The sequence below is a fragment of the candidate division TA06 bacterium genome (assembly GCA_016235665.1).
Classification (GTDB): Bacteria; Edwardsbacteria; AC1; order AC1; family EtOH8; genus UBA5202.
In genome coordinates, this window is the sequence record JACRJI010000014.1 from 78,288 (window position 1) to 98,640 (window position 20,353).

Here is a 20,353-nt window from a genome sequence, read left to right on the forward strand (position 1 = left end):
AATATTTTGTCCAGGTCAACTTATTATGGTGCGTTTTCCCGGTAAGTATTCGGAACAAGCCCACGGTTCAACGGTTCCGGGAAATGAGATAGTAGACGTTGGCGATGACCGCCATGTCTGCCACAAAAGAGATCGCGTCCTTCCAGAAAAAGCGGGCGTTGCGGGGCACCATCACGGCATCTCCGGGCCGCATCACTATCAGAGAATCGGCCCGTTCCTTGTTCAGGTACTTGTCCAGGTTGATCTTTTCGGTGCGGGGCATCTGTCCCAAGGCGTGGGAGATCTTGACCCGCCCCAACGCTGCGTATTGAGTGGGGCCGCCGGCCTTGGATATCACATCCAGCACCGTGGAGCCGTCCGGCACCCGGTAGACCCCGGGAGTGTTGACCTCGCCCCAGACATGGATCTCGATTTCCAGCTGTTGGTTTTGCCCCAGGTAAAAATTGTCCTTTTTAAAGTCCGGCTGCTGCTGGGATATCCCGTTGCTGGCGGCGAAGGCAAAGGAAAAAAGCAGGCTTAATATCTGATGTGATATTTTCATAAATGACTTATTTTCCTTTTTTAAGGCGATCCTTGGTCTTGCCCAGATATTCCTTGGCCTTGGCGTGTCCAGGATCGGCCGACAGCACCTGCTTGAAGGTTTTCTCAGCCACGGAGTATTCCTCGTTCATGAATTGCTGGACTCCCTTTTTATAAAGAGCGGCCACATCCTCTGCTGACATCTTGGCTGGCTTGGCAACCGCCGGCGGGGTTGGCTTGGGAGCAGAAACGGCAGCGGCTTTTGGCTTTTCCGCAGCCGGCGGTGCCGGAGCAGCGGAAGCGGGCGGCTGATAAGCCACCGGGGCCGGAGGCTGAGCCGAAGGGGTCTTGGTCTTTTTGCCCGAGGCAGGGGCGGGCGGCAGGGCCGCGGCCACAATTTCTTTTTCCAGCGCTATCTGGCGCTCGATTTCCGATTTATCCTTAAGGGTCAGTTCCTCTTCAAAGCTCCGGTATCCTTCCAGGCTGGCGGATACTTTATATTTTCCCGGGGGAACCACGGTGCCGAACTGCCCGGTTACGGGATCGGCGCTGACATCGCCGGCACGGCTGCTGTTGAAGGAAACGGTGGCCGGTAAAGGCTGGCCAGTGACCCGGTCAATCACTTTGCCCTTAAAGCCCGCTGTCTTCCGCTTCAGGGTCAGGTCCCATTTCTCCACCTTGCCTTCCTTGACATTGATCTTGCGCTCCAGCCAGCGGTAGCCGTTGGCGTAGATGTGGACCTTGTATTCCCCGGGAGGCAGCTTGGCCTGATAATCGCCGGCTTCGTTGCTGACCAGACCCGGAAGGTCGGAGCCGGGGAAGGTGATCATGCCCTTCATGGGGACGCCGGTCTCGCGGTCCTTGATCAGGCCGGCCACTGCGCCGCCGATGGTTCCGGAAATAGCCTTGCCGGCGGCAGCGGGGAAGTCAAATCCCAGGATCAGCTGCCAGGGAGCGGAGGCCCTGGTCAGCCCGATGTCGCATGCCAGGTTGAGCCCTAAAAACGGCAAGGGGGAATACCTGAGGCCGGGTGTTATTCTTAATTCGGTCCGGTCGGCTCCCCGGCCCCGCAAGACCAAATCATCGGGCACTGAGTCTTTTTGGGCTCCCAGCCGGTATTCGCCAGAGGCTTCCAGAAAAGCTGAAAGGTTCTTCTGGAATGAATATTCAGCCCCGGCCCCGAAAGGAACCTGGGGCCGCTCCTCGCCCCGGGTCAGAAAGCCCGCATTGATGAAGACCATGGTCTGTCCCAGGTTGATATCGGTCAATAATTTTGCGCCAAAATCAAGCTTACCGGTCTGGGACGGGCCGTCCTGGTATTTTTCCTTATTCATCGGCACCGACAGGGTTGGCATGAAACCCAGGTCCAATTTTCCGTCCATCAAAGGCAGGCAGTACTTTGCCGACAGCACCGCATCGCCGGGACAGCCCAGGCTCTTGTCGTCAGAGGCGCTGTCCAGTACCGCCACTGTCCATTGCTCGGCATGGCCCACTCCGGCCGCCATCAGGGCCAGGTTCTTTACCGGTACAAAATACAGGGTGTTAAAGCTCCAGGCATCAAGCAGGGCGTCCTGGTTTCCCGACTGTCCGTAGTAGTTCTGTCCGGAATATGAGGTCAGGGCCGCCAGGCTGCGCCCGCCGTAACCGATCCCGGTCTTGGCCGACTGCAAATGGATCAGCCCCGGTCCGCCAAAGACAGGGTAGCGGGCGGCCCCGGCCAGAGAGGCTCCCACTAATAACAGACCCAGTAAAGTGAACTGCCTTTTCATGTGTCACCCCTATAGTTTGAGGTACCTTAATTATAATGCTGCCCTGTAATTCCAGCCGTCTCCGGAAACCATTATCAGTCTGGTCCCGTTTACGGTTGTAGATTTTTTAGGAAAAAAGATCTATCCCTTTGATTTCTTCAGGCGGTCCCGGGTCTTGCCCAGATAGTCCTTGGCCTTGGTGTGTCCGGGGTCTGCCGCCAGCACCTGCTTGAAGGTTTTCTCAGCCGGTGCATATTCCTCGTTCATGAATTGCTGGACCCCTTTTTTGTAAAGCGCGGTCACTTCCTCGGCCGACATCTTGGGGGTGGCCGGGGTTGCAGGTTTGACCGTCGGAGCCGCCAACGGTGGTTTTGCCGTGACGGGCTTTGGTTTGATTTGGGCGGAAGTCACTGAAGGCGTTACCGGCTTGGGCGGAACCGCTGCCTGAACCAGCGGCTGCAGGGAAACGATCTGCTGCAGGTCTTCCTTGTCCTTGATAGCCAGGGCAAGATTTTGGGAGACATAACCGGGAGCGCCCACCGTCAAAGAATAATTTCCGGGAACAAGTTTTGCCAGATACTGGCCCGAGACCGGGTCGGTGCTGAAGATTTGTTGGCCGTCGGTTCCAAATGTCAGAGAAGCTTTCATTGGTCTTTGACCGGTAGCGTCGGTAACCTTTAGTGTCAGCTGCCCCAGCTTTTTATTAAGGTCCAGCGCCCAGCCGGCGTCCTGTCCGGCTTTCACTTCCATCTCCCTGGTAATTGTGCGGTATCCGTCAGCTTTGACCTGGATCTTGTAGCGGCCGGGTTTTAGTTTAAGACGGTAGTTTCCTTTGGCGTCGCTGATGACGGCCGGGATATCCTGGCCGGGGAAGGAGATGATCCCCTTGATGGCGGCTCCGGAAGAGTTATCCTTGATGATGCCGGCCACCGCCCCCCACAGCGGAGCAACCAGCGACCTGCCAGCCGCCGCCGGGAAATCGACCCCGATGACAGCCTGCCAGGGGGCCGTGGCCCGGCTTAGCCCGATGTCGCAGGCCAGGTTCAGTCCCAGGTAAGAGACCGGGGCAAAGCGCAGTCCCGGGGTGACCCGGGCCTCATTCCGGTCGGCTCCGCGACCCCGCAGGATCTGGTCAGTGCTCAAAGAATCTTTTTGGGCGCCCATCCGTAGTTCGGCCGAAACTTCCAAAAATCCCGAGAAGTTCGGGCTGAAACCATACTCCAATCCCAGTCCCAATGGTAGCTGGGGACGCTGGCCGCCCCGGGTCAGGAACCCGGTGTTCACCAAGACCGCCAGGTCGGAAAAGTTGATATCCGACAATATCTTTCCCCCGAAATCCAGCTTGCCGCTTTGCGACGGGGAATCCTGATATTTGGTGCGGCTCATTGGTATCGTGACCATGGGCATCAGCCCCAGATCCCACCGGCCATTCTGCAGGCTCCACTGGTATTTCAGGGCCAACAGGGCATCACCGGGACAGCCCAGCGATTTGTCGATGGTTTGTGCGGTTGAGGCCGGACTTTTCACCGTCCATTGTTCGGCGTGGGCCAGTCCGTTGCCGATCACCGACAGCCCTGGCATCGGCGAGTAGCTGATGGAATTGTGATTCCAAAGGTCTGTAAAGGCGTCATCCGTTCCCTGCAGGCCGTAGAAGGTCTGGTTGGAATACGAGGATACCGCGGCCAGGCTGCGGTATCCAAACCCCGGTCCGGCCTTGGCCGACTGAAGGTGAACCAAGCCAGGCCCCCCCACCAATGGGAACTGGGTGGCCGTGACAACTGAAGCCGCTATCCCCAGTGACAAGGATAGAAATAATTTTATTTTCATTAAAAAACCTCCCCTCCCACATTTCAGGGGGATTGAGTTTAATTACTGCTACTGTTGCCTGCGGGAATCATTGATCAAGTCAGGGTTCTATTTTTTATTCTTACGTTTGCCTTTTTCCCCTTTTTTGCGGTGGCCGTCCTCGTAGTAGTAGTGATAGTAATAACTGTACCCGGCCAATAAGTCGGAGCTGATATTGTTCAGCACCGTACCGGCGATCTTGGCTTTGACATTGGTTAAAAGACTCTTGGCCCGCCGGGCGGCCTCACGGTCGGTCTTGCCAGATTGTATTACCAGCACCACACAGTCGGCTTCGGCTGCCAGCACTGCGGCATCGGTAACGGTGATCACCGGCGGACAGTCAAGGATAACCAGATCGCAGCACTTCTTCATTTCCTGGATCAAATGTTTCATCTTCTGCGAACTCAGCAGCTCGGAAGGATTAGGAGGAATGGTGCCGGCCGGCAGAATGAAAAGATTTTCAATGTCGGTGGAGACCATGGCCTTCTGCAGGTCGCCTCCTTTCACCAAAAGCTCGGTCAGTCCCGGCTCCTGGGGAATGCCGAAAACCCCGTTGACCATGGGACGCCGGAGGTCGGCATCCACGATCAAAGTGCGGGATCCCACCTGAGCCATGGTAATGGCCATATTGGAAGCGGTAGTGGTCTTTCCCTCCGATGGTCCGGCGGATGTCACCAGGATGGTCTTCATCGGGGCGTCGGGGTTTAGAAACTGCAGGTTGGTGCGCAGTATCCGGTAAGCTTCCGAAATGGGCGACTTGGGCAGGTGGTGACTGATCAACCGTTCGGCAATGGCATTGGCCCCGTTGGGTATCTTGCCGTTTTCAGCCTGGCTGGCCACATCCTCCTGATCAATGGCAGGGATCAGTCCCAGCACCGGCAGCCCCAAGAACTGCTCGATATCATGAATATTCTTAAGCGAGGTGTCCATATATTCCATCAGCAGAACCAGCCCTATGCCCAAAGCCAGGCCCAGGAATCCGCCGAATATTATGTTGAGTTTCCGCCGCGGGCCTACCGGCTCCTTGGGGATCTCGGCCGGATCGATTATTTTGACGTTGCCCAGTTTGCCGGCCTCGGAGATCCTGACCTCCTCGTATTTTTCCATCAGCATCTTGTAGATGTTGTCGTCCAGCTCAAACTGACGGGTCAGGCGGGCCAGCTCCACCTCCTTGGGCGGGATGGCTTTCAGTTTTTCCAGATAATCATTCACCACCCTCTGTTGAGCCAATTCTTTGGCTTTGTATGTCTCTATCTCCACCTGAAGGTCCAGGATCTTTACTACCAGGTCCTCGGAAAATAAGATCGGATCAATTCCGCCGTTATCCTGGGCCACTATCTTGGATATCTCCTCCTTCAGCCGGGATTTGGTGTTTTCAATTTTCTTGCCCAGTTCCTTCATCTTGGGATGATCCCCCGGAAAACCCTGGGAGGTCATGGTAGCCATCTGGGTCTGGAGGGTCAGGAGATCCTGGCGCAGACCGGAGGCCAATGGCGAAGAGACCTGGGAAACGTTCTCCAGCATGTTCTTTTTCTGGAAGTCCAATTGGTCCTGCAGGTAGATCAGCCGCTTTTCGGCCGATTCCCGCTCTACCCGGGTCAGGTTATACTGGGATTCAAAGCCGGTCAGTTTGTCGATCAGGAATTTTGATTCTTCGGAAAGCGAAATCACTTGGTTGGTTTGCTTAAACAATCGCAATTGGTTTTCTTCGGAAAAGAGTCTTTTTTCAATTACCGGAAGCTGTACTTCCAAAAAGCGGCGGATCTCCGTGAACTCGCCCCGGCTATAACTTAAGTTCCGGGAGATGAAGGCCTGTCCTACTGTATTGGCAATGGCCGCCGCCTGGGTCGGGCCGTTGCTGCTGGCCACGACTGTGATAACGTCTGATGTGCGGGAAGAAAGCACGGCGGTGGAAAACATGATGGTTTCGGTCAGCAGGGTATCGGCAATGAAACCCAACTCCCTGGCATCGGGCCTGGCTTTCAGTATCATGGCGGCTTCTCCGGCCAGGCTGCGGCTGCGGATGATCTCCACCTGGTTATTGATCATGTTGCGGCTTTGTTCTGTCTCCATCATCATACCCAAAATGGGCTTATTGTCCCGCTGGACCAAAAGGCTGATGTTGGCTTCGTAGATATTTGGCTGTCTAGCCGAAAATATGATTGAGGAAACCAACACCGGAAGGAAGGCCCCCAGCACTATCCAGCGGCGGCGCATAATTACCCGTATCAGGTCCTGAAGGCCGGGCTGTGATGATTCTGTTGAAGTTAGTTTTCCCTGGGTAAATTCGTTTTTCATTTAATGCTACCTCACTCCAGTCACTACCAGATAGGCAGTGATTATTACAGCCGCCTGACTTAAAAAGGTGGCCGCCCTAATCATTTTGTGATACAGGGTGGAGGGCACAATCACCACATCGCCCTGTTCCAGCATAGGAACCAGGGACCGGTCGGCTTTTCCGGTATATTTGGAAATATTCACTTTTTGGGTTTGTCCGGAACCGAAAGTTCCCCTGACCAGTTTAACCCTGGAAAGGGCGGCATCTTCGGTGGGGCCGCCGGCATAAGAAATCAGGCCCACCACATCAGTGGTAACCGGAACCCGGTACCGGCCGGGTTTACTTACCTGGCCCCAGATCTGGACCTCGACCAAAACCTCGCGCTCGTAAATATCGCCGGAGGTGCCGGCCGGGCCCTGTGCTCTCTCCATATAACCGCCGGCTTGGGCAAAGGCCAAACTTGCTCCGCCGAAAAGCCAACAAGCTATCAGTATTGCCGCCTTAAATTTCAATGTAAAAAATCTCACCGCCCAAAGTCTCCTTAATAGTAGCGTTGAATTGTTGCAAACCCTTTTCGGGCAAACAGGTTATAACCAAATAAAATTAACACATTTCAAGGGCAAAGTCAACAACTAAAACATATTTTTTAAAATAAAAAAGCCTCTCCGTAAAATAGGGGGAGGCTTTAAAGCAAAATCTTGGAGACAAAGGTACTACCGGTCCATTTTATCCTAAATTCAGTATGTTTTTTGGGGAGTCTTTTTAAGGTTAGAGAGGTCATAACCATGGACCTCCTGCAGCCGCCTCAAAAGATCCCCATACAAGCCCTCATCCATCTTCGGGGTCCGGCAGAGGATCCACAGATAATTGCGGTTTGGGTGGCCCACCACGGCATACTGGTATCCAACGGAGTCTAACTCTATTATCCAATAAGAACCGGAGAAGGGCCAGAAGAACTGAACCTTAAGCTTGGCGTTGGTCTCTTTGTCAACCACCCAGGCCTTGCCGTGGACCGATTTGTACTTGCCGTTCAGGGAATCCTTGTAGCATTGGTTGAGTACGTCTATCTTTCCGTCCGGCCGCAGGCTGTAAGTGGCGGTAACACCGGTGCAGCCCTTCTGGAAACGCTGGGGGATTGTGGCGATCTCGTACCAGGTTCCCAGGTAGCGGTTCAGGTCAACTTTGGGAACGGTCTGAAGAGGAGGTAATTCAGCCACAACCTGCCCTGCCGTAAGCAGTAAAAGCAAAGGTATGAGATACATTTTACTCCTTTCCTATCTCCTAATGGTTGACAATTTTTTATTGGTGTTTACTGCGAGTCGGCGAAGATTTACGTTGGGCGGAAGGTCCGCAATCACTGATATCTTTTATAATTTCCTCTAAACTGCGCACCCGTTATACCGCCGGATGGTAATAAAAGACAGATTGATCTGTTTTTTCCCCCAGCACATAAATCAGAGGTTGTCCCTTTTCCAGAAAAGACGAGATGGCCGCCCCCAGCTCAACGTATTTGGCCCGGCCATCCACCGGCATGGAGAGGATAATGAATACGTCGCAATTCCGTATGCCTTTCATATCCATGACAGCAATTCCCCGTTTTTTTTTGGATCTTTATTCCTGTCCGGGATTGATGTAATGGGGCCTTTCGTCCAGTCGACGGTGATCCCGTGCCTAAATTTCCGCAGCGCTCTAAAGATTTCTTTCACTTGTTTTTCTGGCGGACATAGGCAGCGACATAGAATTTCATTGGTTTACTTCTCGATAAATGCTGTTATCTTTTTAGCCACCTGCTCCGGCGTAAAGCCGAATTCTTTAGCCAGAACCTTGTCCGGGGCGCTGGCCCCGAAATGCTCGATGCCTATGAACAGACCGTCCTGGCCGATCACCTGACGCCACAAGGCGCCGCGGCCGGCCTCCAGCGCCACTTTTAAGGAGCCGTGGGGAACGATGGTTTTCCGGTATTCTTCGCTCTGCTCCAAAAACAGCTCCAGGCAGGGGACCGAGACCACCGAGATCTCTAATCCCTGGGAAGCCAGCAGTTTGGCGGATTCCACCGCCAGGGCAACTTCCGAACCGCTGGCCATCAGCGTTACCTTGCGGCCCTGGCCGTAAACATGCAGATTATATGCGCCCCGGAGAACGTTGTTGGGCTTAAAACATTCAGAACGTTCCAGCGCCGGCAGTTTTTGCCGGGTCAGGATCATGGCAGTCGGCCCATCCTTTTTCTGCAGGGCCAGAGCCCAGGCGGCGGCGGTCTCCTGGGCATCGGCCGGCCGGATGACCCGCAGGTTGGGTATCAGTCTTAAAGCTGAAACATGTTCGATCGGCTGGTGGGTGGGTCCGTCCTCGCCCACATAAAAAGAGTCGTGGGTGAAGATGTAAACCGCCGGCAGTTTCATCAGAGCCGAAAGGCGGATGGCCGGGCGGCAGTAATCCGAGAACACCAGAAAGGTGGAGCCGAAGGGGACGAAAAACCCGTAGAGGGACATGCCGTTCATCATGGCCCCCATGGCGTGTTCCCGGATGCCGAAATGGATGTTGCGGCCGCTGAAATCCTCCGCCGAAACATGGGCCGAGCCCTTGATGTCTGAATTGGTGGAGCCGGCCAGGTCGGCCGAGCCGCCCGCCAACGAAGGAATGATCCCGGCTATCTTCTGGATCATATCTCCGGAAAGGCTACGGGTGGCTGCCGGTTCGTTTTTAATGGCGGAGGACAAAATGCCGTAAATGTCTGCGGGGATCTCTTTTTTCTCCAGCCTGTCCCACAGGCCGGCCTTTTCCTGGTTCTGCAGTCTCCAGACGGCCAGGTCCTTCTGCCACTTGTTATATTCCCGTTTGTTCCGGGATATCTTCTTTTGGCAGACCGATCTTACTTCTTCCGGGATGTAAAATGCCTGGTTGGGCCACCCTAAATTTCTACGGGTGGCGGCCACCTCTTCCTTTCCCAGCGGCGAGCCGTGGGCCGCCGACAGATCATGTTTATTGGGGCTGCCCTGGGCGATGTGGGTCCGGGCCAGGATCAGCGAGGGCTTGTCCGAAATCTTTTGGGCTTTCTTGATCGCCTTGTGAACGGTCTGGTGATCATGGCCGTCGATGCTTTGGGTGTGCCAACCCAGAGCCTTGAACCTGGCTCCCACATCCTCGGAAAAGCTCACATCAGTCCGGCCGTCAATGGTGATGCGGTTGTCGTCATATATGTAAATGATGTTGCCCAGTTTCAAATGCCCGGCCAGCGAGGCTGCTTCGGAAGATATGCCTTCCATCAGGTCTCCGTCCGAGACTAAAGCGTAAATGTAATGATCCAGGATTTTCTTCCGGTCAAGCCCCAGCCGGGCGGTAGCCATCTTCTGGGCCAGGGCCATGCCCACCCCGTTGGCAAACCCCTGACCCAGCGGGCCGGTTGTCACCTCCACTCCCGGGGTGTGCCCGGCTTCGGGATGGCCCGGGGTCAAGCTTCCCCATTGGCGGAAATTCTTAAGTTCTTCCAATGAGACATCATATCCGAAAAGGTGTAGCAGCCCGTACAGCAGGGCCGAGCCGTGTCCGGCCGACAGGATGAAGCGGTCCCGCCCCGGCCATTTGGGGTCTTTTGGGTTGAACTGCAAAAAATCGTGCCACAGCACAAAGGCAAAATCAGCCGCACCCATCGGAAGTCCGGGATGGCCGGAATTGGCCTGCTCCACCGCGTCCACCGCCAGCATGCGCAAAGTATCGGCGGCTTTTTGATATTGCTGGTTGGTTAGCTTGCTCATACGATAAATATTGTTGATATGGTTTGTTTGTTTTTTGCCTACACAGAACACCACGTTCTAAGCCCGCGGATGAATGCGATAGTAAAAGATGCTTCCATCTACGCTAATGCTACGGTGGACAGGTCGGCTGAAGTTGCTGATCACACTGTTTGGATAGCCGCGTTCTGGGCGGGGTAATCTATGGCATTTTTTGCGGGCTCCATAATCATATCATTTTTATTACGGATTTTGCAAACAAAAAGAATTTTATCCGGAAAACAATTATGAAAGGATACGGGCCATAAATTTTATGGATACCCACCCCCTTGACAATCATATATATCGCTGTTATCATTGGGTAAGAAAATATTAAAAAAAGGATATAAATCCCATGAACGACCAAAAATCCCGCCAGGAGCTTGAGTTTTTGCTGTCCTTCAGCAAATCTCTTTCTTCCACCCTGGATCAAAGCCAGCTGCTGGACATCATTATCGAATCGGCCAAAACGCTGACTGTGGCCGAGGCCAGCTCGCTTCTACTGCTGGACCGGGCCACCCAGAACCTGCATTTTGCCCATGCCACCGGGGAAGTTTCGGAGGAACTGAAAAAACTTTCCATCCCCATGGGTCAGGGCATCGCCGGGTGGGTGGCCCGGGAACAAAAACCCCAGATCGTGAATCAAGCCGAGCAGGACGAAAGATGGTACAAGGGCATAGACGAGAAGACCAAGTTTACCACCAAATCTTTGTTGTGTGTGCCTTTGCTTTCCAATGGCCAGACCATCGGCGTTATAGAGGTGTTGAATAAAAAGGACGGTCAGCAGTTTGACCAGCAGGACCAGGAACTGCTTTTGAAGTTCGCCGACCTGGCGGCCCAGGTGCTGGAGAATGCCGATAAATACAGCCGGTTGAAGGATGAGAACGTCCAGCTGCGCGACGAGTTGGCCAGCCGCTACACCATTACCGGCAAAAGTCAAGCGGTGGAAGAGGTGCTGGGGCTGGCCCGCAAGGTGGCCTCCGGCAACACCACGGTGCTGCTGCAAGGCGAGAACGGCACCGGCAAGGAACTGCTGGCCCGTTTCATCCATTACCAAAGCCCCAGGGCCGATAAGGCCTTTGTGGCCGTCAACAGCGCCGCCATCCCGGTGGAATTGCTGGAATCCGAGCTGTTCGGACACGAGAAGGGCGCTTTTACCGGGGCCGGCTGCCGGCGCAAGGGACGGTTTGAAATGGCGGCCGGAGGCACCATCTTCCTGGACGAAGTGGGGGACCTGCCCCAGGCCATCCAAGCCAAGATCCTGAGGGTTTTGCAGGAAAGGGAATTCGAGCGTCTGGGCAGCAGCGAAACGATAAAAGTAGATGTCAGGATCATCGCCGCCACCAACAAGGATCTGCTGCAGCTGGTAAAAGCCGGGTTGTTCCGTGAGGATCTGTATTATCGCTTAAATGTGTTCCAGATATTCCTGCCGCCGCTGCGCCAACGGGCGGAAGATATACCGGTTCTATCCCGGCATTTTTTGGAGCACTTTGGCCGGGAAACAAAAAAGCAGGTGCGGGGATTTACCGAGGAGGCCGCCCAGGCCATGCAGAACTATTCCTGGCCTGGAAATATCCGGGAGCTGCAGAATGCTGTGGAAAGGGCGGTGGTGCTTAGTTCCGGACAAACCATAACCCTGCAGAACCTGCCCCGGCTGGTGGACGATTCTTCCACCAGGGATGGCATCCCGCCCACCATGACCTGGGACGGCGCCCAGGATGTGTTTAAGCGGGAATACATGATAAAAGCGCTGGAAGCCAATGGTTGGAACCAAAGGAAAACGGCAAAGGTTTTAGACATTCAGCCATCGTATCTTTCCCGGTTGTTGAGGGAACTTAATATCATCCGGCCCCGAAACAGGGAGTCATGAGACGGATTATTAACAGATTCTCTTCGACCCGCACAAAAGGCCTTAACTTTGGTTAAGGCCTTTTGTGCGCAAGGAATCGCCCAAAGATGTAAAATTTACAGCTTATTATAACTATTTGAAAGATATGATATTGAATGAACAGGAGTGTAAATATTACACTTCCATACGTTGTTTGATGATAATAACCATGAGGCTAACTTATTGATAATAAAATAGATAGGAAATATCAGGATAAAATAAATAAAAGGTACGAAAAATGCATTATAAAAATAAATTGTGCAAAGACAATATGGAGATAAACAGTATATTTTTTTATTGACATTATATATAAATACAACCATTTTACGAAAAATTTAAAATCAATAAATAGCATAAATCAAGTTATTGCATGGCGATATAAAATAATATGCAAGTTGGCATAGTACTTGCAATACATAGTATTTCATAAAATACAACTATGCACAATATTAATGAAAATAAAGACTTAGGATCGTTCATTGAGCGATCGATACACAGCTTTACTGCGCTGGACATTGTATTGCATTATGCCCGCCAACCCAACTCCCAGGAGACACCTAAAACCATTTCTAGGTTGTTGGGCAAAAGTCAGGAGGAGATAACATGCTGTTTAGACCATTTTGTTGAACATAAAATACTGCAGCGGGTAAAAAAGAAAGGCGAGAACTGGTATCTGCCCAGTGCGGATGTAAAAAAAACAGAGATACTCCAACTGCTTAAACAGTGCCTGGACGACAAGGATAAAAGAATTAAACTGCTCTCGGTGGCTTTGGCTGCCATCAGGGAAAAAACCCCCGGTAAAAGGAGAAAAACCACATGAAAAAAATTGTTGGTCTATTGTTTGCGTTAATGGCCCTGGTTTCTTCAGCCATGGCTGCCTCGGACACAGTCAAAATATTTTTGTGGGATAACGATGCCGGTGAGACCGCCCAAAAATCCCCGGCCGCAGTGATGGACGAGAACTACTGCTCCCGGTATGTATGGGCCGACAGCCGGGACGGTAATTTCAACATCTACGGCCGGATCTGGGAACGGAACCCGGAAGCGGCTACCGGCGCTTTTCTAGTCAACCGGATCCGGGTGGACGAGCATACCCAGGAACAGCCCGATGTGGCAGGGACCGTGGGCGATTTTTTCTTCGTGGTCTGGCAGGACTCTGTGATGAAATCCGGGGAATTATGGCAGTTGTATGGTCGTAAGCTTGACAAGACCGGGCACCCGACGACCGACGAGATTCCGGTGTTGGAGGTGCCCAACAAGGGAAATGCCAAATACCCCAAGATCGCTGTCAACAAAAGGACCCAGGACTTCGTGGTGGTCTGGCAGGACGATAGGGAAGGACAAATTGACATCTGGGGCAGGCTCTTCAACTATAAGTTCGAACCGCAATCGCCAGACATCAAGATCAACGAGGACGGGCTCAAGGTCAGCCACATATTGCCTGTGGTCAGCTTTACAGATGAAGGCATAGCCATTGCCTGGCAGGACAACCGGGACGGCCTTTCCAAAGCGGACATTTACATGCGTTATTTCAAGCCCGACCTTTCCCCCCTGACTCCCAGCGCCATGGTCAACGACGACGTCGAAACCTGGCACTACACTCCGGCCATCGCCGCCTCGGACTCGGGTTTTTTCACCATCGTCTGGCTGAATTTCAGCAAAAGCGTCAAAGGCGACATTTATGCCCAGCGCTATGCTCCCGATGCCAAGAAAATAAATCAGAATCTTGCCATCAGCAATATAACCACTACTACTGAAGCCAACAGGATCCCCTCGGTAATCATGGGGATTGATAATGTTTCCTTCTGGACCAGCTGGGCGGATTCATCCAGCAGCACAAATTTGTACCAGATACGGGCCAGGTATTTTGACCAGTATGCCCGTCTGGGTGCCACCGTCAAAGTGGTGAATGATAACTGGGCATATGGCCAGCGGGCCCCGGATGTCTGCCGGTTCGGCGACTGGTTCTCTGTTGCCTGGCTTGATTCCAGCCGGGCCAATGGCCGGGGGGACATCTTTGGTCAATATTTTCTGCTGGACCAGAAGGATGACACCCTGGACAATCAAGGGATTAATTACAATATCAGCAAGGACCTAACTGCGGGACGCAAGGTATGGTATCACCCCAAGAAAGATTACGACAACCCCGCCACTTCCGGCTGGAACGAGGACCCCATTGCCGAACCGGAATCCTTATACGTTCCTTTGGATTCGGCTTATGTCCGGGCTTTGGCCGAGCGAAATATACCAAATCAGAACTTTTTCCAGATCACGGACACGGACACCCTGGAATATACCTGGCGGAAGCAAGGCAAGCTTAACAGCACCGAGTATGATCTGTGTCTTCTTGATCTGGGCTATGCCGAGGACGGCTCCAGCGCCGGCGCCATAGAAGACGAGCAACAGGACAGTCTGATAGCCTTTGCTTTGGATACCTTAAAATGTCTTTTGGTAACCGGAAACGATTTCGGCGAGATGTACAATAAGGATTCCATCTTTACTTTCTTCGGATCAAAATACGTGGGGCCTGGGAATTCTTCTGATGTGGGAAATATCCAGCAAATTGGAGGCGTTGCCGGGACCTTTACCGAAGGAATGTTATTCGACTATCCTTACCAGCAGGGGCCCGATAATTCGGTTGATATCATCGATGTGATGGCAGCGGGATCGGGGCTTATCATGGGCAGCGATGATCCCAAAATCAAATGGTCCTATGGCCGCGGTACTTCGTATGGCGACTACTATAAAGGCGGTAAAGCCTCTCCCCATAAAAACCTCTATCTTACTTTTTCTATTGGTTCATTGAGTAATGGGATTTTTCCCAGCACCGCCTCGGAGTTGACCCGCCGTCTTCTGGCTTACCAGGGCTTCAACGTGGAACCTGAACCCATTGTTGACCTGGTGGACTCTGTTTATACCGGAACCATCGAGGGTTCGGTTGAGCTTTCCTGGACCGCCGTCAGCGATGATGCCCTGACGGAAGCCGCTTCAAAATATTGGCTAAAATACACCAAGTACAACGCTTCTGCCGCTGATCTGGGCAAGATGAGCGCAGAGGAAGATTTTATTGATACCGGGATGACCTATTATCAAGCATGGACCCCGGCCGCCGCAGACGTTCGTGAGAAAAAAATCGTTTATGGGTTTGCTCCAACCGACACCCTGATCTTTGCCTTGAAGGCCGGCGATGAATCCTTGCCTGTCCGGTGGGGCACCCTGGGCAACGAACCAAGGATCGTGGTCTATGGCGATACGGTTACACCGCACACAGTCCGGCTGGGTTATACTTATGGCGGCGTCAATGATTTCACCAAAAGCGAACGGATAGGAATCCGGCTTAGCGACACGTTATTCACAACCTGGGATGCCTCCAATCTTTATCTGGGCTATGGCCGTTGCGATTGGCGCACAGCAGGCGATCTTTTCATCTATTTTGACACCAGGACAGGAGGTGCAGATTCCACCTGCACGTACAATGCAGGAGATTCCTGCTCCGGGTTTGATCCAGCTTTCCGGCCGGATTTCTGCCTGATAATTGAGAACGGGACCACCGCGGTCCTGAAAAAAGCCACCGGTAGCAAGACCTGGGTGGATTCCATAGCCGCTTACAGCACAACTTATCTGTCGCTGGACAGCATCAACAAGTACAATTATCTGGAAGTACAGGTCCCGTTCGCTTATTTGAAATACACGGTTGGAAATGTCTTTAAATATCTGGTGGTCTGCAACAACGAAACTAACGAACATTCCTGGAACGCTTTCCCCACCACCAACAACATCGGCAAAGACGCCAAAGCCCCGGTGGCCAAGTACCCGTATTTCTACCAGATCAACAGCCTTAGTGCAGGTCTATCCCCGCGGAATGGGGCACTGCCCTTGGCAATAGAGCTTTCTGAATTTGCCTGCCAGAGCGGGAGCGAGGGGATAACCCTGACCTGGCAGACTGCCAGCGAGAAAGACAACTATCAATGGTTGATAGAACGCTCAATTAGTCCGGCAGAGAATTTCCAGAACATAGATACCGTTGAGGCCGGGGGGGGATCATCGATTGGCAGAAGCTACAGTTACACCGACGCGGCGGTATCCCCCAATACCACTTACTATTATCGCCTGGGGGACAAGGACCTGAGCGGGCAGGTGACCTGGCACGGTCCGGTAATGGCGGTAAGCGGCGGTCTGGTCTACGACAAGCTGCAGTTGATGCCCTGCCATCCCAACCCGTCTTCGGGGGCGGTTGCCATCAAATATGCCCTGCACAAACCGGGAACGATGTCGCTAAATATTTATGATATCTGCGGACGGAGGGTAAATACGTTAGACCAGGGTCAAAAACAAAGCGGAGCTTACACCTTGACCTGGAAGGGTGATGACAACCAGGGAAGGATGCTGCCGGCCGGAGTGTATTTTTACCAGCTTAATTTTGAAGGAACCAACCTTACTCAAAGGATGGTTTTACTAAGATAGCACCCAGACAATTAAAAAAGGGCGGCCATTTGGCCGCCCTTTTTATCATCCCGGGACAGATCAGGTGAAGGCAAGTTTGCGGAAAGTATTCTCTATGAAACCTTTTCTTATATCCGGGGGCAATGCGCTTTCCATTCGTCTGATCATGTTCCTCGCACTTTCCAGTTCCTTTTCTGCCTGTTCCTTGTTCTCTTTCAGGCTGTAAAGTTTGCTGAGATGATAACTGGTCTGCCATAAAAGTTCAGGAGATCCTGTTTTCTCGGCCATTTCCAAAGCATCTTTTAAATAGTCCTCGGCTTCCCTGATATTGCCGCCCAATAAGGCTCTTTGGGCAAACAGCAGATAAATGCGGCCCAAAAGGAATTTATCCTTTAGTTCCTGGGCCATGACCAGGGAATCAGAAAGCGGATGTACCATTTCGTCTGGCGCATTCTTCTGTATCATCAGGGTTGATAAATTTAAAAGTCCGTAGGCCATTTCCCGTTTGTTTTGTGTTTTTTCCGCCAATCCCAGAAGCCGGTTGACATGCTCCTCAGCTCCGGTAAGTTCTTCGGTATCCAGCTTAAGCTCCACCAGGGCCCGGGCCGAAGCCAGGATGACCTCGGGGTCCCGCACCCTACGGGCCTCATCAAGAGACTCTGCTATAGTCTTGTCGGCCTGTTCCAGCTGGCCCAAAGTATGGTAGAGGGCTCCAAGATTGGCTTTTATAAAGGCCTGCATGCGGGGGTCGCCCATCTGAACTGCGAGCTTAGCTGCCAGCAAGAACTCGGACAAAGACTCCTTGTATCTTCCCTGAAGGCCCAGGTCCAGGCCCAGATTTCTGCGGATCTCACTTTCGTTGCCAACGTCCTTGAGGGCGATTGAAATTTCAGCTGCCTCCCGGTGGCGTTCCAAAGCCTTCTGGGTGTCCCCCCAAAGCTGGTAGACGCATCCTATGTTGTTGATCATCTGCATCTTTTGCTGGGGTTCGCGCGTCTCCTCGGCAGCGGCCAGGGACATTTCAAAAAACCCCAGGGCCAGATCGTAATCACCGGCCATGGCATTGATGATGCCGATATTGCCAGAAGACAGGGATTCGACCCTGATGTCGCCTATTTTCTTTGCGGTCTCCAGCGCTTTGGTGAAATGCTTTAAAGCCTCTTCGATCTCCCCCTGCATCAGCAAAGGATTGCCGATATTGTTGTTCTGCAGGGCGACGCCTTCGGCGTAGTTGATGGTTGTTGACAGTTCAAGGGCGGCCCGGTAATTTTCCACAGCTTTGGGGATTTCACCGGTCAATTCGAATGCTTTGCCCAGACTGCCGTGAATCAAAGCGATTTCTTTGTCATTCCTTAAGGTTTGGTAAATCGAAAGGGCCTTTGAAAACGAAGCAATCGCCTCGCCATTGTTGCCGGTATGCAATAGAATGTTACCTCTATTGTGCAGGGCTATTGCTTGAGCCATGAAATCCCCGCCCTTTTCCGCTGAATCTAAAACCGTTTCAATAATGTTCCTGCTTTTATCTAGTTGCCCCAGCATGTCGTAGACTATTCCAGCCGAAAGCAGGTACTTCCTCTCGGCCTGGTCCTCCTTTTCCCGCTGGGATATCTTGGCTGCGGTGATGAAATTCTTCAGGGCTAGGTCCCGCTGGCCTATCAGCCGGAAGATGGCCCCCTGGGCTCCCAGCAGTTCGGCGGTCTCCATCAGGTTGGGCCGGCTTTCCTTGAGCAGCTTGACCACCTCCAGTCCCTTGCGGTAGAACTCCACCGCTTCGGGGTTGGCGTAAAGCCCCCGGGCCTTGTCTCCGGCCCGGTGCAGGTAGTTTACCGCCTTGTCGCTGTCCTTGCTGTGGTAGTAGTGGTGGGCCAGGTCTTCGTAATGGGAATAGAGGTCCTTATGGTGCTCCCGCTCCAGGGCCTGGGCGGCCTGGCCGTGAAGCTCCCTTCGCCGGCCTTTAAGCAGGGTGGAGTAGGCGGCCTCGTGGGTGGTGGTGGAGTGGAACTCATAGGTCCGTTTCCCCTCCAGTAGCTTGGAATATAACAGTCCTTCAAAATGTTCCAGATTGTCCAGCAGGGGCTGGACCTGTTCTGGGGTCTGCCCCGAAAGTTTTCCCAGCAGCCGGGTATCGAATTCCTTGCCGATCACCGCAGCATACTGCAGGGTGCGGCGCAGCTCCTCGGAAAGCTTGTCGATCCGGCCCAGCACCATGGCGGCCACCGTGTTGGGAAGGGAAAGCTTGGCAAAACGTTTGGAGGCCTGCAGGTTGGGGCCGTCCCGTTTGACCAGCCGGCGGGAGAGCAGGTTGCGGATGGTCTCCTCGATGAACAGGGGGTTGCCCTCGGTTCGTTCCTCTATCTTTTTAAGCACCTCTTCGCTGACATCCTGGACCTGGGCTAGGCCGGAGACCATCTGCAGGATCTCCCGGACATCCAGCTTCTTCAGTACCAGGCTCAGGCAGTTGGGCCGGGCGATGAATGGCAGGGCCAGCTCCGGCCGGTAATCGCAGCAGATCAAAACAGGCTGCTGCTCCAGGTCAGCCACCAGATGCTCCAGCAGTTCCAGGGTGATGGTGTCGGCCCAATGCAGGTCCTCGAATGCCAGTACCAGGGGCTGCTTGGAGGAGGTTTTGGAATATAGCTGGGCGAAGGCCTCGAAGGTTTTTCTCTTGCGTTTTTCCGGGTCCAGGGCCTCGGTTTCGGGATAGCTCAGACCCAGCAGAGAACCCAGGTAAGGCTCAAAGTCCAGCAGGTCCAGCGACTGAAGGCAGGCCTGTAGTTTTTCGGCTTTTTTTGGGCTGAGATCGGATTCCGCGATCCCGGTCAAAACATTCAGCTGGCGCAGGAACGGCAGATAGGCCACCCCGGAGGCGTAGGAGTAACATTTGCCCTTGATGAATTTAAAATTCTCCTCCCGGGCCAAAAGCTCCAGCTCCTTGGCCAGGCGTGATTTTCCCAGTCCCGGTTCGCCGGTGATGGCCACGATCTGTCCGGTTCCGGTTTTGGCCCGTTGAACAGATTGCCGGATCCCGTCCATCTCGGCCTGGCGGCCCACCATCCTTATGGACCCGGAACGCAGGCTGGCGGCCTTTTCTTCGGCCTCCATCCGTCCCAGGATCAGATACACGTTCTGGGGCTTGGATTTTCCCTTGACCATCACCGGTTTCAGTTTTTTCAGCCGGATCTTGCCCTTGACCTGCTTGTAGGTGTTCTCACCAATCACGCATTCCCGGGCGCTGGCTACCTTCTCCAGCCGGGCCGCCAGGTTGACTGCGTCGCCGATGACTGTGTATTCCATTCTTTCCCGGGATCCCACATTCAGGGCCACCACCTCACCGGAGTTCAGGCCGATGCTCATGGCCAGGGCCATCTTGCGTTCGGCGGCGAAGCGGTCCATAGCCTCAAGCATCTCTATGGCCGCCAGGCAGGCCCGCAGCGGGTCATCCTCGTGGACCACCGGCGCCCCGAACAGCACCATCAAAGCGTCGCCCATGAATTTGTCGATATGCCCGCCGTAGCGGGAAGCGATCTCCACCATGGCGTCAAAGTATTGGTTGACCACCTCCACCACCTGCTCCGGGTCCATGGTCTCGGACATTGAGGTAAACCCGGAGAGGTCCCCGAACAAAATTGTCACCGGACGGCGTTCGCCCTCCACCTGGGTTCCTTCGGGGTTGAGCAGGATCTTGTCAATTATCCGCTGAGGCAGGTAACGTTCGATGGAGCTGACAATTTTCTCCACCTGATCCAGCCTTACAAACACTGTCTGTTCCTGCTGATCCGCCGGGACGGTCAGCTCCTTGCGGGTGATCTGACCCAGCCGCTCCAGTATTTTACTGACCAGTTCAGTTCGTTCCATTATGCAAACT

The 20,353-nt window shown here is 53.5% G+C and carries 12 protein-coding genes; 3 read left to right on the forward strand and 9 right to left on the reverse strand.

What is annotated here, in order from left to right:
* Nucleotides 1-67: 67 nt before the first annotated feature.
* From HZA73_09255 to tkt, 8 genes are all read right to left on the reverse strand, one after another.
* Nucleotides 68-541: an SLBB domain-containing protein gene (locus tag HZA73_09255; protein ID MBI5806220.1), complete on the reverse strand. Its 474-nt coding sequence runs from the start codon at nt 539-541 to the stop codon at nt 68-70.
* Between the two features lie 7 nt (nt 542-548).
* Nucleotides 549-2,288 carry a PEGA domain-containing protein gene (locus HZA73_09260; protein MBI5806221.1) on the reverse strand — a complete coding sequence of 580 codons (1,740 nt, stop codon included), beginning with the start codon at nt 2,286-2,288 and terminating at the stop codon, nt 549-551.
* 120 nt (nt 2,289-2,408) lie between these two features.
* Nucleotides 2,409-4,094, reverse strand: a complete 1,686-nt coding sequence (locus HZA73_09265) for a carboxypeptidase regulatory-like domain-containing protein (GenBank protein ID MBI5806222.1) — start codon at nt 4,092-4,094, stop codon at nt 2,409-2,411.
* Between the two features lie 87 nt (nt 4,095-4,181).
* Entirely contained in the window at nt 4,182-6,410 is a 2,229-nt protein-coding gene (locus tag HZA73_09270; protein MBI5806223.1) for a polysaccharide biosynthesis tyrosine autokinase, read from the reverse strand.
* A gap of 6 nt (nt 6,411-6,416) precedes the next feature.
* On the reverse strand, nt 6,417-6,821 hold the full coding sequence (locus HZA73_09275; protein MBI5806224.1) for an SLBB domain-containing protein: 405 nt from the start codon (nt 6,819-6,821) through the stop codon (nt 6,417-6,419).
* Nucleotides 6,822-7,127: 306 nt separating this feature from the next.
* Entirely contained in the window at nt 7,128-7,652 is a 525-nt protein-coding gene (locus HZA73_09280; GenBank protein MBI5806225.1) for a lipocalin family protein, read from the reverse strand.
* Nucleotides 7,653-7,785: 133 nt separating this feature from the next.
* Nucleotides 7,786-7,965 (reverse strand): hypothetical protein, encoded by a 180-nt coding sequence (locus HZA73_09285; GenBank protein ID MBI5806226.1) that lies wholly within the window; start codon nt 7,963-7,965, stop codon nt 7,786-7,788.
* A gap of 176 nt (nt 7,966-8,141) precedes the next feature.
* Complete coding sequence (tkt, locus tag HZA73_09290; GenBank protein MBI5806227.1) at nt 8,142-10,142, reverse strand: transketolase; 2,001 nt, start codon at nt 10,140-10,142, stop codon at nt 8,142-8,144.
* 370 nt (nt 10,143-10,512) lie between these two features.
* Here tkt and HZA73_09295 point away from each other — a divergent pair, with 370 nt between their 5' ends.
* The 3 genes from HZA73_09295 to HZA73_09305 all read left to right on the forward strand — a co-directional run bounded on the left by HZA73_09295 (nt 10,513) and on the right by HZA73_09305 (nt 16,509).
* Nucleotides 10,513-12,027 carry a sigma-54-dependent Fis family transcriptional regulator gene (locus HZA73_09295; GenBank protein MBI5806228.1) on the forward strand — a complete coding sequence of 505 codons (1,515 nt, stop codon included), beginning with the start codon at nt 10,513-10,515 and terminating at the stop codon, nt 12,025-12,027.
* Between the two features lie 457 nt (nt 12,028-12,484).
* Entirely contained in the window at nt 12,485-12,865 is a 381-nt protein-coding gene (locus HZA73_09300) for a hypothetical protein (protein ID MBI5806229.1), read from the forward strand.
* Complete coding sequence (locus HZA73_09305) at nt 12,862-16,509, forward strand: T9SS type A sorting domain-containing protein (GenBank protein MBI5806230.1); 3,648 nt, start codon at nt 12,862-12,864, stop codon at nt 16,507-16,509. The genes HZA73_09300 and HZA73_09305 overlap by 4 nt, the downstream gene beginning before the upstream one ends.
* 60 nt (nt 16,510-16,569) lie before the next feature.
* Here the strand turns inward: HZA73_09305 and HZA73_09310 are convergent, their stop codons facing one another.
* A complete protein-coding gene (locus HZA73_09310; GenBank protein MBI5806231.1) occupies nt 16,570-20,343 on the reverse strand; it encodes a tetratricopeptide repeat protein in 3,774 nt (1,257 codons plus the stop codon).
* Between the last annotated feature and the right edge of the window lie 10 nt (nt 20,344-20,353).

Excerpts from the sequence above, each read along its gene's own strand:
- HZA73_09260 (MBI5806221.1), bottom strand. The coding sequence starts at position 2,288 with ATGAAAAGGCAGTTCACTTTACTGGGTCTGTTATTAGTGGGAGCCTCT.
- HZA73_09295 (MBI5806228.1), top strand. The coding sequence starts at position 10,513 with ATGAACGACCAAAAATCCCGCCAGGAGCTTGAGTTTTTGCTGTCCTTC.
- HZA73_09275 (MBI5806224.1), bottom strand. The coding sequence starts at position 6,821 with ATGGAGAGAGCACAGGGCCCGGCCGGCACCTCCGGCGATATTTACGAG.
- HZA73_09255 (MBI5806220.1), bottom strand. The coding sequence starts at position 541 with ATGAAAATATCACATCAGATATTAAGCCTGCTTTTTTCCTTTGCCTTC.
- HZA73_09305 (MBI5806230.1), top strand. The coding sequence starts at position 12,862 with ATGAAAAAAATTGTTGGTCTATTGTTTGCGTTAATGGCCCTGGTTTCT.
- HZA73_09300 (MBI5806229.1), top strand. The coding sequence starts at position 12,485 with ATGCACAATATTAATGAAAATAAAGACTTAGGATCGTTCATTGAGCGA.
- HZA73_09310 (MBI5806231.1), bottom strand. The coding sequence starts at position 20,343 with ATGGAACGAACTGAACTGGTCAGTAAAATACTGGAGCGGCTGGGTCAG.
- tkt (MBI5806227.1), bottom strand. The coding sequence starts at position 10,142 with ATGAGCAAGCTAACCAACCAGCAATATCAAAAAGCCGCCGATACTTTG.
- HZA73_09285 (MBI5806226.1), bottom strand. The coding sequence starts at position 7,965 with ATGAAAGGCATACGGAATTGCGACGTATTCATTATCCTCTCCATGCCG.
- HZA73_09265 (MBI5806222.1), bottom strand. The coding sequence starts at position 4,094 with ATGAAAATAAAATTATTTCTATCCTTGTCACTGGGGATAGCGGCTTCA.
- HZA73_09270 (MBI5806223.1), bottom strand. The coding sequence starts at position 6,410 with ATGAAAAACGAATTTACCCAGGGAAAACTAACTTCAACAGAATCATCA.
- HZA73_09280 (MBI5806225.1), bottom strand. The coding sequence starts at position 7,652 with ATGTATCTCATACCTTTGCTTTTACTGCTTACGGCAGGGCAGGTTGTG.